Consider the following 10,823-nt stretch of genomic DNA (forward strand, 5'->3'; position numbering starts at 1 on the left):
CTCGACGCGGGCCGCCCGGTCGGCGCGACGGCCGACGAACTCGGCATCGGGGCCCGCCAGTTGCACCGCCGGTCCCTCGTGGCCTTCGGCTACGGACCGAAGATGCTCGCCCGCATCCTGCGGATGCGCCGGGCCCTGGCCCTGGCCCGCGCCGGCACCCCGCCGGCGGAGACGGCCGCCCGCACCGGCTACGCCGACCAGGCCCACCTGTCGCGCGAGGTACGGGCGTTGGCGGGTCTGCCGCTGCGCGAGCTGCTGCGCGGGGGCGGCGGATAGCAGCCGCGCCGGGCGCCCTACTCGGGGGTGCCGCCGCCCTCCAGCGGGGCGAACAGGTCGATCCCGTTGCCGTCCGGGTCCTGCACCACGGCGTACCGCTGACCCCACACGGCGTCCCACGGCTTCAGTTCGCCGTGGTGGCCCTCGGCGACCAGTTCCCCGTACAGCGCGTCGACCTCGCCCGGGCCGTCGCACCGCAGCGCCAGCGAGGCCCGGCCGCCCCGGGCGGGTGCCTCGTAGCCGGGGTGGAACGAGCGGACCACCTCCTCGGTGTCCAGCAACAACCGCAGGCCGCCCGGGAGTTCCGCCTCCGCGTGCCCCTGCTCCGCGGCCCCTTCGGGGAACGCGAAGCCGAGCCGGCGGTAGAAGGCGACCGAGGCCGCCATGTCCGAGACGACCAGTCCGATGGCATCGAAACGTGCACTCATGGGCCCCACCGTAGGGACGGGGGAGGGACCCGGTCTTGAAGAAATCGGACCTGCTCGCCCGGCCGCCGTGACCGCCGGGCTACTCGGGCCGCGAGGTCTGCCGGACCCGCGCCTGGTGCCGGCGGGCCTTGAGCCGGTTCCCGCAGGTCTTCATGGAGCACCAGCGCGCGGTGTTGGCGCGACTGCGGTCCAGCAGGAACAGACGGCACTCCGGGTTGCCGCAGGGCCGCAGCCGGCCGGGCAGGCGCTCCTTGACGTCCGCCCAGGTGAGGACCAGCTCCACGGCGAGCCCGCGCCCGTCGGGCACCTCCAGTTCCCACGCGACGCCCGAGGAGCCGGCCTGCGGCACCTTGCGGACCCCGGCGAGGACCCGGCGCAGACCGCCCCCGTCCGAGGTGCCCGACTCCACCGCCCGCAGCGCGTCCCGGGCGGTGCGCAGCCACCGCCGTTCCGCGTCGCCGGCGACCTCCCGGCCGTGGTCCCGGGCCCACCGGTCCACGTCGTGGTCGTCGCTCCACAGGTCCTGGGGCCGGCCGTCGAGCACCGGGGTGCTGTTCAGCGCCTCCAGCAGCGCCCGCTCGTCCAGCACGCCACCCGCCACCTTTCCGACTAACTCCATCAACGCGTTTGACAGGTTACTCCACCGAGGGTCTACTGGACAGCGAGGTAACCACCAAAACCCATCTAAGGGGTTAGTCATGGCTGAGATCCGCCACCAGTACGCCACCGTGCGGGGGCACCGCGTCTTCTACCGCGAGGCGGGGCCCCGGGAAGCCCCCACGCTCGTCCTGCTGCACGGCTTCCCCACCAGCTCGCGCATGTTCCGCCACCTCATCCCCGCCCTCGCCGACCGCTTCCACGTCATCGCGCCCGACCACCTCGGCTTCGGCCGCTCCGACACCCCGGCCGTGCACGAGTTCACGTACACCTTCGACTCCCTCACGGACATCACCGAGGCCCTCCTGGCGCAGCTCGGCGTCACCCGCTACGCGATCTACGTCCAGGACTACGGCGCCCCCATCGGCTGGCGGCTCGCCCTGCGCGCCCCGCAGGCGATCACGGCGGTGATCAGCCAGAACGGCAACGCCTACGAGGACGGCTTCGTACCGGACTTCTGGAAGCCGGTCTGGGCGTACGCCGACGACCCGGGCCCCGCCACCGAGCCCGCCGTCCGGGCCGCCCTCTCGCTGGACGCCATCCGGTGGCAGTACCTGCACGGTGTGGACCGGCCCGAACTCGTCGACCCCGACACCTGGACCGCCGACCACCGGGACGTCAACCGCCCGGGCAACGACCTCGCCCAACTGGCCCTGTTCCGCGACTACGCCGGCAACCGGCCGCTCTACCCCCGGGTGCACGCCTACTTCCGGGAGCACCGGGTCCCGCTCCTCGCGGTCTGGGGCGCCGGGGACGAGATCTTCGGCCCGGACGGGGCGCGCGCCTTCGCGCGGGACCTCCCGGACGCGGAGATCCGCCTGGTCCGCGGGGGCGGCCACTTCCTGCTGGAGAGCCACCTGGACACCGTGGCCGGCCATATGCGCGGCTTCCTCACGACCGCCATCGCGTCACCGGCCTGAGCCGGCCGGGGGACGGGCGGGCCGCGGGACGGCACCGCCCCTCCCGGTGCCCCGGCCGGACACCTGCCCGTCGCGGGCCCGCATCCCGGAGCGGGCCCGCTCCCCGGACACCTGCCCGCTGCCGTGCACCGTGGCGCGCGCACCGCCCCGGGCCTCCCGGCGGGGACGGAATACCGCGTGCGGGGAGAGCGCTCCTGTGTTACCGGTGGGTTCAGCGGCGCGCGTGAGCGCGGCGCGGTGAAGGGCTGGTGGCAGATGACGGCAGACCAGGCGCACCCCGTGACCGCCACGCCCCACGGTGCCGTCCGCGGCAGGTGGGAGCGCGGCGTCGCCGTGTACCGGGGCATCCCGTACGCGGCACCCCCGTTCGGCCCGCGCCGGTTCCGGCCGCCCGTTCCGCCCGAGCCGTGGGACGGGGTGCGCGACGCCGGGGCGTTCGGGCCGACGGCGCCGAAGCCGCCGTACTCCGAGGCGTTCGCGCAGTACCTCTCCGACCCGTTCGTGGCGGGCGACGGCTGTCTCAACCTCAACGTGTGGACGCCCGACCCGTCCCCGCGGGCCCGCCTCCCCGTGCTGGTGTGGCTGCACGGGGGCGCCCTGACCCGGGGCTCCTCCGCCGTGCCCGTGTACGACGGCCACGCCTTCGCCCGCCACGGTGTGGTGTGCGTGTCCGTCAACTACCGCCTGGGAGTGGAGGGGTACGGACTCTTCCCCGACGCCCCCGCCAACCCCGGCCTGCGTGACCAGTTCGCCGCCCTGCGCTGGGTCCACGAGGCGATCACGGCGTTCGGCGGCGACCCGTCCCGCATCACCCTCGCGGGACAGTCCGCCGGGGCGATCAGTACCGGCGCGCTCCTCGCCGCACCCGGGACGCAGGGGCTGGTGCGGCGCGCCGTCCTGCAGAGCGGGCCGCCCGAGGCGTCCGACCGGGACAAGGTCCGGCGCATGGTCCGCCGCATGGCGGGGCGTCTGAAGGTGCCCGCCACGGCGGAGGCGTTCGCCGCCGTCGAAAGGGACCGGCTGCTGCGCGTCCAGGCCGAGGTGGGCCGCCTCAGCAGCCCGGTCCTCGGCGGCCCCGCCTTCGGCGTCGTCGTCGACGGCGACCTCGTCCCGCACGACCCCCTCGACGCGCTCACCACCGGCGGCGCGGCCCCCGGCGTCGACCTCCTCATGGGCTGGACGCGCGACGAGTACCGGCTGTGGCTGGTCCCCGGCGGCCTGACGGAACGCGTCGACCGCCTCGGCGCCGTCGCCCTCGCGGGCGCCATGGCCCGCTGCCGCTGCGGCAGCGAGTTGCCCCGGGGCTACCGCGGACTCCTCCCGGACGCCGGTACCGCCGAGATCGTCGGCCAGATGGTCACCGACCACCTGCTCCGCGTGCCCCTGCACCGCCTGGCCGACGGCCGCACGGACCCCTCGTACGTCTACGAGTTCGCCTGGCCGTCCAACCGTCCCGGCATGGGCGCCTGCCACGCGCTGGAGCTGGGGTTCGTCTTCCACACCGGTGACCGGCCCGAGGCCCGCAGGCTGGCCGGCGACGACACCCCCGAGGATCTCGCCGACGCGATGCACGGCGCCTGGGTGCGCTTCGTCACCGACGGCACCCCCGGCTGGCCGCGCTGGACCGCTGACCACCCCGTCCACGTCTTCGGCGACGGCGCCCCGCACACCCTCCTCGGGCCCCGCGACCGCGAACTCGCCCTGTGGGCCGCCCCCGCCGGGGAACCCGCGCCCGCAGCAGCGGCCGACCCTCCGGAACTGCGCCGGGTGGTGCGCCGCCTGCGGCGGATGGGCGCGCTCCGACGCACCTGACCGGGCGGCGTCGCCCGGAGCCGGCGGGCGGCCCTCAGGCCACGGGCACGAGGGTGAGGTAGGCCAGGCCCATGACGTCGCGGTAGCCCCGCAGCCACATGGAGCGGTGCCGGTCCACGCGGTCGCGGGTCTCCTGCGCCAGGGGGTGACCGGGGTGCGCGGCGAGCCATTCCTCGGCGTCGGCCTGGTAGGCGGACTCGAAGTCCTCCCATTCGCCGCTGCTCGCGGTCTCGGTCCGGACCGGCCGGAAGCCCGCCGCGACGGCCAGGTCGACGAGACCGGCGAGACTGTGGAACTCCGCCGGGTCCGCCCCGGGCCACATGGCCGCCAACTCGCCGGAGGTGGGAGGTCGTTGCCAGAACCCTTCGCCGAGCACCACACAGCCGCCCGGGGTGACCAGGCGCCGGAGGGCGTCGAGCGCGGCGGTGAGATGCTCCGGCGGCCGGGCGTCGCTGAGGGCGTGGGCGGCGCCGAGACAGAGGACGACGTCGGCGGGGCCGCGGGCGGTGCCGACGGCGGACTCCTGCACGAACGTCACGCGTCCGGACAGCCCGCGGGCCTCGGCGGCGGCCCGCCCCCGGGCCAGGGCCTCCCCGTCGACGTCGATCCCCACCCCGGTCGCCTGCGGAGCCGCGTCGAGGAGGCGGAGCATGAACTCCCCCCAGCCGCAGCCGATGTCCAGCACGGACCCCGGTCCGGCCGGCGCGGCCCGGGCACACAGCCGGTCGATCATCCGGGCGGCCCGCTCCTCGGACAGGGGGCCGTGGAAGGTGAGCCGGGTCAGGCGGGGCGGCGCGCCGGTGTCGTCCATGGGCCGAACAGTAGGGAGGGCCCGGCCGCCGGCGACACCGGATTTCCCCGGGGGGCGCGTCCCGCCCCCGGGCCGGTTCGGCCTCGTTGCCGCTACGGTCGGGCCCCCGCGTCGGCCCGGATCAGGGCCTTCGCCAGCTCGGTGCTCTCCTTGAGGGCGTCGGCCGGCAGGGGCGGCGGCAGGGGCTGCGTGGTCAGAGCGCCCTCGTGCAGCACCAGGAGCCGGGTGGCGAGGGCGGAGGGCCCGGTGCAGCCCGCTCGGGCGGCGAGGTCCTCGAACAGGCCGCGCAGCCAGAGTTTCTGGCCGGCGGCGACGCGGTGCGCGGGGTGCGACGGGTCGGGAAGCTCGGCCAGCGCGTTGATGAAGGCGCACCCGCGGGTGTGGGCGGCGGCCCAGATCCGCAGGGCCTCGAAGGGCGCGGCCACCGCGTCGACGGGGTCGTCGCAGGCGTCCACCGTGTCCCGGACGAGCGAGCGCCAGCGCCGGTCGCGTTCGGTGAGGCAGGCCGCCACCAGGTGGTCCTTCGAGCCGAACCGGTTGTACAGCGTCCGCTTGGTCACCCCCGAGCGCTCGGCGATCAGGTCCACGCCGACCGCGGTGATCCCGCGCTCGTAGAACAGCTCCTCGGCGGCCGCCACGATGCGCCGGCCGGCCGGTGTCAGCTGCTGTTGCCCGTCCATCGCGCATCCCTTCACCGATCGGTGTACTCTGGCGGAGTATACAGATCAGTATACGTGTGAGGAGGCCGGACCATGACAGCGACGGACACCATGCGGGCCGTGCGGATCACGGAGCACGGCGGGCCGGAGGTCCTGGAGCTCGCGGACGTCCCCGTGCCCGCCCCGGAACCGGACGAGGTGCTGGTCAGGGTGGGCGCGGCGGCGCTCAACAACACCGATCTGTGGACCCGGGAGGGCGCCTACGGCCGCCCGGACGATCCGGCGGCGCGGTCGGGCTGGCGCGGGCCCGTCGGCTTTCCCCGCATCCAGGGCGCCGACGTGGCCGGCCGGGTCGTGGCCGTCGGCGCCGCCGTGGACGAGGACATCATCGGCCGCCGCGTGGTCGTCGACCCGGCGGTCTACGACGGCGAGGGACCCGACGCCCACCCCGTGGGCCTGATGGGCAGCGAACGCGACGGCGGCTACGCGCAGTACGTCACCGTGCCCCGCCGACGCGTCCACGACCAGACGGAGTCACCGCTCACCGACGACCGGCTGGCCACGCTGCCCACCGCCTACGGCACGGCCCTGGGCATGATCGAACGGGGCCGCCTTCAGGAGGGCGAGACCGTCCTCGTCACCGGTGCGTCCGGGGGCGTGGGCATCGCCCTGGTACAGCTCGCGCGGGCGCGCGGGGCGCACGTCGTCGCCCTCAGCAGCGCCCCGAAGGCGGACGCCGTACGCGAGGCGGGCGCCCACGCCGTCGTCGACCGGGCCCGGGACCTCGGCGAACAGCTGGACGCCGCCGCCCCGCAGGGGATCGACGTGGTGCTCGACGTCGTCGCCGGGGACCTGCTGAGCACGGGCCTGCCGTGGCTGCGCGAGGGCGGCCGGTGGGTCGTCGCCGGGGCGCTCGGCGGCTACGGGGTGCGCTTCGACGTGCGTCGCCTCTACCTGCACAACGCGCAGCTGATCGGCTCCGCGATGCACACGCCCGCCCACTTCGGACTGCTGATGGAGCTGGCCCGCCGAGGCGCCGTCCGGCCGGTCGTCGCCGCCGCGTTCCCGCTGGCCGAGGCCGCCCGGGCCCAGGAGGAACTCGCCCGCCGGCGCCATGTCGGAAAGATCGTCCTGCACCCCTGACCGGGGTGCCGGCGGGCCGGTCAGCGCACCGTGCGGTACCGCAGGTACACGAACTTCTCGTTGAAGGTGCGGGTCTCGACCAGCTCCAGATCCACCCGGCGCTCGTCCCGGGGGAAGAACGGGAGCCCACCGCCGACCAGCACCGGGTACACCATCACCCGGTACTCGTCGATCAGCCCCGCCTCGGCGGCCGCGGTGGCGAGGGTCGCGCCGCCGATCGCGATGTCGCCCTCGCCCGGTTCGGCCCGCAGCCGCTCGATCTCCTCGGCGACGGTGCCGGACGCCAGGCGGGCGTTCCCCCGCACGTCGGAGAGCGTGGTGGAGAACACCACCTTCGGCAGCGGGTTCCACAGCGAGATCCACTCGCGCTGATCGGCGTCCAGCGACGGGTCCTCGGCGGCGGTCTCCCAGTACAGCATCGTCTCGTACAGCCGCCGTCCCAGCAGGTGGACGCCGACCCCCCGGATGTCGTCGATCCAGAAGCGGAAGACGTCGTCGTCGGGCGCGGACCAGTCGAAGCCGCCGTCCGGCCCGGCGATGCAGCCGTCCAGGGAAACGTTCATGGAGTAGGTCACGCTGCGCATCGGAGATCCTCCTCGGTCCCGGGGTCGACCTTACGACCGCCGGGGGCGCCGGAACTCATCGCGACGCGCGGACCCCGCCCGCTGCGGCCGGTGAGGGCGGGTGGATGATGACATCCGACGGATCGAGGGGGAGCCGTAATGACGCATTTGACCATGCCGCGGCACGACACGGGTTCCGGTGAGAACCACCGGGTGGGGGGAGCCGGCTGGACGGCCGCATGGCTGACGGGGGCCGTGGCGCTGGCGGCGGAGGGCGGGCTGGCGCTGGTGGTCGCCATGCTGGCGTCCCTGCGCGAAGAGAACTATTACGGCACCGACTTCATCGCCTTCATCGGGCTGGCCGTGATGGCCGTGGTGACCGCGCTGCTGCTGGCCCTGGCGGGAATGATCGTCTCGGCGGCGGTGGTGCTGCCGGTCGTGCAGCTGTCGCGCTGGTCGGCCCGCAGGGCGGGCCGGGCGGAGACACCGTTGTGGTGCCTGGCCGTCTGCGGGGCGCTCGCCGTGCTGACCGCCGTGGGCGCCGCAGTGGTGGGGGCGCTGACCGACGCCGACCCTGCCCTGCTCGCGTACATCCCCCTCGGGGTGCTCGCCGGACTGACCTCCGCCGCGCTGTGCGCGCGCGCCGCGACCGTGCGGCGCCGCACCGCTGCCCGGTTCGTTACGGTCGCGCTGGTGGGCGCCGTCGGAGCGGCCCTGTCGGTGCTGGTCTTCGTCGGCGGCCTGGTGGCCTACGCGACGGGACTGATCCAGGAGTACGAGCCGCCGCGGCTCACCGAGACCCAGCTCGTCGGCACCTGGAACGACGACCGCGGCGGCACGCTGACCCTCCGGGCGGACGGCACCACGGTGGCCGACGACCTGGGCGGCGAGGCGCGGTGCAGCGGCTCCGGCACCTGGACGAGGGAGGAAGGGACGCAGGGCGGGCCGCGGCTCGAACTCGGCGGCGACGACTGCCTGGGCAGGACGTACGAGATCGGCGGCACCGAGGAACGGCCCAGCCTGTTCTACTGGATCGGCGACCCGGACTCGGGGGAGCGGTACGTCCTGCACCGCGGCTGACCCGCGCCGGAGGCGACCCGTCACCCCCGCCCCACCGCCGCCGCGACCGCCGCGATGGTGTCCGGGCCCACCCGGCAGCAGCCGCCGATCAGGCGGGCGCCCGACTCGCGCCAGCCGGTGACCCGGTCGGCGGTGAAGGTCGGGGTGCCGGTCCACGCGCGGGCGGTGGCGTCCCAGGTCTCGCCGCTGTTGGGGTAGACGACGACGGGCTTGCCGCTGACCCGGGCGGCGACCTCGACGGCGTGGTCGGCGTCCTCGGGCGCGCAGCAGTTGACGCCGACGGCGATCACCCCGTCGGCGTCCGCGGCCAGGGCGAAGGCGTCCTCCAGCCGCTGACCCGCGCGGGTGCGGTCGCCGGCCACGGAGTAGGACAGCCAGGCCGGCACGTCCAGGTCCCGCAGCACGCCCAGGAGGGCCTCCGCCTCGTCGGTGTCGGGGACCGTCTCCAGGGCCAGCACGTCGGGGCGGGCGGCGGCCAGGATCTCCATGCGGGGCCGGTGGAAGCGCTCCAGCTCGGCCACGCTCAGGCCGTAGCGGCCCCGGTACTCGGAGCCGTCGGCGAGCATCGCGCCGTAGGGGCCGACCGAGGCGGCCACGTACAGGGGGCGGGCGGTGCGGGCGCGCAGGGTCGCGTCGCGTGCCGCCTCCACGCTCAGGGCGAGCAGCCCGGCCGCCCGGCGGTGGTCGATGCCCTGCCGGGCGAAGCCCTCGAAGGTGGCCTGGTAGCTCGCGGTGATCGCCACGTCGGCGCCCGCCTCGAAGTAGGCGAGATGGGCGTCGGCGACCGCCTCGGGATCGTCGGCGAGCAGCCGCGCCGACCACAGGGAGTCGCTGAGGTCGTGGCCGGCCGCCGCGAGCTGGTTGGACATGCCGCCGTCGACGACGACCGTGCCGCTCGCGAGGGCATCGGTGAGGGAAAGGGCGGGCGTGGGCATACCGTCGACGGTAGCCGGACGGCCGCGGCACCGCCCACCAGCGGCCGGGGCCCTTCGCGCCGTCCCTCCACCGGGCCGGGACGGCACGGCGCGCGCCACCGGCCGGGGGCTGGGATGCTGGGGTGAGCACGACCCAGGCTGCTCGACGAGCTGACGACCAGTGGCGGTGAACGCCATGAGCGGGTTCGGCGGAGACGGGGCGCGTCCGGCGGTGCATCCGGCCGACCCGCACGGTGGTCCATTTCTTCGGACCCGGTTCGTCGTGCCCGCGAGACCGCGGACGTTCCTGCGGCGGCGCCGGCTGACCGAGCATCTCGACCAGGCCCTGCGGACACCCCTGACCATGGTCAACGGGGCGGCCGGGGCGGGGAAGACGCTGCTGGTGGCGGACTGGGCCGGCAGCGGGGCGGGGCGGTCCGGCGGGACGGACGTCGCCTGGCTCACCACCGACACGGCCGGCCAGGGACCCGTCGTGTTCTGGGCCTACCTGCTGGAGGCGCTGCGCACCTCCGGCGCCGGTCCGCCCGACGACCTCGCGGTCCCCGCCCGCGCACCCGGCGTCGACCCCGCCCTGCCCGCCCGGCTCGCCGCCGCACTGAGCGCGCGGGAACGGCCCGTGACCCTGGTCCTCGACGAGTTCGACCGGGTCACCGACCCGGAGATCCACGCCCAGCTGGAGTTCGTCCTGCACCACGCCGGGCCCGGCCTGCGGCTGATCCTCGTCACCCGCACCGAGCCGCTGCTGCCGCTGCACCGGTACCGGGCGGCGGGCGAGTTGACGGAGATCCGGGGCGCGGAGCTGGCGTTCACGCCGTCCGAGGCGGCCGCCCTGCTCGCCTGCCACGGGCTGCGCCTGCCCGCCGCCGACGTGCGCGCGCTCGTCGCCCGCACCGAGGGGTGGGCGGCCGGGCTGCGGCTGGCGGCGATGGCGGCCGCGCAGAGCGCCGATCCCCGCATCCAGCTGCGGGAGTTCGAGGCCGACCGCACCACCATCGCCGACTTCCTGCTGGCCGAGGTCCTCAAGCGGCAGCCGCCCGCCACGCAGGACCTGCTGCTGCGGATCAGCGTGCTCGACCGGTTCTCCGCCGGTCTCGTGAACGCGCTGACCCTGCGCGGTGACGCGGAGGCCGTGCTGGCCGGGCTGAGCCGTGCCAACGCCTTCGTGGAGCACCTCGGGCACGGGCAGTACCGGCTGCACCCGCTGTTCGCGGAGATCCTCCGTGCCCACCTGCGGATGCGGTACCCCGGCATGGAGCCGGAGCTGCACCGCCGGGCGGCCCGGTGGCTGCGGGGCTCCGGCGGCCTCACCGAGGCGCTCGCCCACGCGGCGGCCGCCGGCGACCAGGACTTCACCGCGGCCGTCCTGGTCGACGACCTCGCCATCGGCCGCCTCTTCACCGGCCCGCACGCCGACGACACGGCCGGCCTCTTCGCCCGGACGGGACCCGGGGGCACGACGCCGGCCGTACACCTCGTCGGTGCCGCCCGCGACCTGGCGCGCGGTGACCTGGACGGCGGCCTGACCCGGCTGCGCCGGGC

11 protein-coding genes and 1 pseudogene are annotated in these 10,823 nt (G+C 75.5%); 6 read left to right on the plus strand and 6 right to left on the minus strand.

The annotated features are described in order from the left end of the window. A partial coding sequence (locus G3I53_RS24450; RefSeq protein WP_164438768.1) for a helix-turn-helix domain-containing protein occupies nucleotides 1–276 on the plus strand: 276 nt, incomplete at its 5' end. Between the two features lie 17 nt (nucleotides 277–293). Here the strand turns inward: G3I53_RS24450 and G3I53_RS24455 are convergent. Together G3I53_RS24455 and G3I53_RS24460 are read right to left on the minus strand one after the other, a co-directional pair. Further along, nucleotides 294–704, minus strand: coding sequence for a VOC family protein (locus tag G3I53_RS24455; protein ID WP_164333092.1), 411 nt, complete (start codon nucleotides 702–704; stop codon nucleotides 294–296). A gap of 79 nt (nucleotides 705–783) precedes the next feature. Next, nucleotides 784–1,293 carry a CGNR zinc finger domain-containing protein gene (locus G3I53_RS24460; RefSeq protein WP_164333094.1) on the minus strand — a complete coding sequence of 170 codons (510 nt, stop codon included), beginning with the start codon at nucleotides 1,291–1,293 and terminating at the stop codon, nucleotides 784–786. Nucleotides 1,294–1,402: 109 nt separating this feature from the next. On the opposite strand from G3I53_RS24460, the gene G3I53_RS24465 reads away from it, so the two are divergent. Both G3I53_RS24465 and G3I53_RS24470 read left to right on the plus strand, forming a co-directional pair. Beyond that, nucleotides 1,403–2,281, plus strand: coding sequence for an alpha/beta hydrolase (locus G3I53_RS24465; protein WP_164333093.1), 879 nt, complete (start codon nucleotides 1,403–1,405; stop codon nucleotides 2,279–2,281). A gap of 255 nt (nucleotides 2,282–2,536) precedes the next feature. After that, nucleotides 2,537–4,093, plus strand: a complete 1,557-nt coding sequence (locus tag G3I53_RS24470) for a carboxylesterase family protein (protein ID WP_164438769.1) — start codon at nucleotides 2,537–2,539, stop codon at nucleotides 4,091–4,093. A 34-nt stretch (nucleotides 4,094–4,127) separates the two neighbouring features. Here G3I53_RS24470 and G3I53_RS24475 read toward each other — a convergent pair whose 3' ends face one another. Continuing rightward, nucleotides 4,128–4,904, minus strand: a complete 777-nt coding sequence (locus G3I53_RS24475; RefSeq protein ID WP_164333543.1) for a class I SAM-dependent methyltransferase — start codon at nucleotides 4,902–4,904, stop codon at nucleotides 4,128–4,130. A gap of 92 nt (nucleotides 4,905–4,996) precedes the next feature. Beyond that, the gene (locus G3I53_RS24480; RefSeq protein WP_164333542.1) at nucleotides 4,997–5,584 is read right to left on the minus strand and encodes a TetR/AcrR family transcriptional regulator; all 588 of its coding nucleotides are present in this window, start codon (nucleotides 5,582–5,584) and stop codon (nucleotides 4,997–4,999) included. 72 nt (nucleotides 5,585–5,656) lie between these two features. Between G3I53_RS24480 and G3I53_RS24485 the strand changes: the two genes are divergently transcribed. After that, nucleotides 5,657–6,706: a zinc-binding dehydrogenase gene (locus G3I53_RS24485; protein ID WP_164333541.1), complete on the plus strand. Its 1,050-nt coding sequence runs from the start codon at nucleotides 5,657–5,659 to the stop codon at nucleotides 6,704–6,706. Between the two features lie 20 nt (nucleotides 6,707–6,726). On the opposite strand, the gene G3I53_RS24490 is transcribed toward G3I53_RS24485, so the two are convergent. Next, the gene (locus G3I53_RS24490) at nucleotides 6,727–7,290 is read right to left on the minus strand and encodes a dihydrofolate reductase family protein (protein ID WP_164333540.1); all 564 of its coding nucleotides are present in this window, start codon (nucleotides 7,288–7,290) and stop codon (nucleotides 6,727–6,729) included. Nucleotides 7,291–7,428: 138 nt separating this feature from the next. Here G3I53_RS24490 and G3I53_RS24495 point away from each other — a divergent pair, with 138 nt between their 5' ends. Continuing rightward, nucleotides 7,429–8,349 (plus strand): hypothetical protein, encoded by a 921-nt coding sequence (locus tag G3I53_RS24495; protein ID WP_164333539.1) that lies wholly within the window; start codon nucleotides 7,429–7,431, stop codon nucleotides 8,347–8,349. Between the two features lie 20 nt (nucleotides 8,350–8,369). Here G3I53_RS24495 and mmuM read toward each other — a convergent pair whose 3' ends face one another. Continuing rightward, a complete protein-coding gene (gene mmuM / locus G3I53_RS24500) occupies nucleotides 8,370–9,284 on the minus strand; it encodes a homocysteine S-methyltransferase (RefSeq protein ID WP_164333538.1) in 915 nt (304 codons plus the stop codon). A 175-nt stretch (nucleotides 9,285–9,459) separates the two neighbouring features. Between mmuM and G3I53_RS24505 the strand changes: the two are divergent. Next, a pseudogene (locus G3I53_RS24505) lies at nucleotides 9,460–10,823 on the plus strand (helix-turn-helix transcriptional regulator); the annotation flags it as partial.

Source organism: Streptomyces sp. SID14436, from assembly GCF_010548465.1.
In the GTDB taxonomy this organism is placed as follows: domain Bacteria; phylum Actinomycetota; class Actinomycetes; order Streptomycetales; family Streptomycetaceae; genus Streptomyces.

What these genes read in the sequence shown, in the direction of transcription:
- G3I53_RS24455 (WP_164333092.1), bottom strand. Translation starts at nt 704, where the DNA reads ATGAGTGCACGTTTCGATGCCATCGGACTGGTCGTCTCGGACATGGCG.
- G3I53_RS24465 (WP_164333093.1), top strand. Translation starts at nt 1,403, where the DNA reads ATGGCTGAGATCCGCCACCAGTACGCCACCGTGCGGGGGCACCGCGTC.
- G3I53_RS24470 (WP_164438769.1), top strand. Translation starts at nt 2,537, where the DNA reads ATGACGGCAGACCAGGCGCACCCCGTGACCGCCACGCCCCACGGTGCC.
- G3I53_RS24475 (WP_164333543.1), bottom strand. Translation starts at nt 4,904, where the DNA reads ATGGACGACACCGGCGCGCCGCCCCGCCTGACCCGGCTCACCTTCCAC.
- G3I53_RS24480 (WP_164333542.1), bottom strand. Translation starts at nt 5,584, where the DNA reads ATGGACGGGCAACAGCAGCTGACACCGGCCGGCCGGCGCATCGTGGCG.
- G3I53_RS24485 (WP_164333541.1), top strand. Translation starts at nt 5,657, where the DNA reads ATGACAGCGACGGACACCATGCGGGCCGTGCGGATCACGGAGCACGGC.
- G3I53_RS24490 (WP_164333540.1), bottom strand. Translation starts at nt 7,290, where the DNA reads ATGCGCAGCGTGACCTACTCCATGAACGTTTCCCTGGACGGCTGCATC.
- G3I53_RS24495 (WP_164333539.1), top strand. Translation starts at nt 7,429, where the DNA reads ATGACGCATTTGACCATGCCGCGGCACGACACGGGTTCCGGTGAGAAC.
- mmuM (WP_164333538.1), bottom strand. Translation starts at nt 9,284, where the DNA reads ATGCCCACGCCCGCCCTTTCCCTCACCGATGCCCTCGCGAGCGGCACG.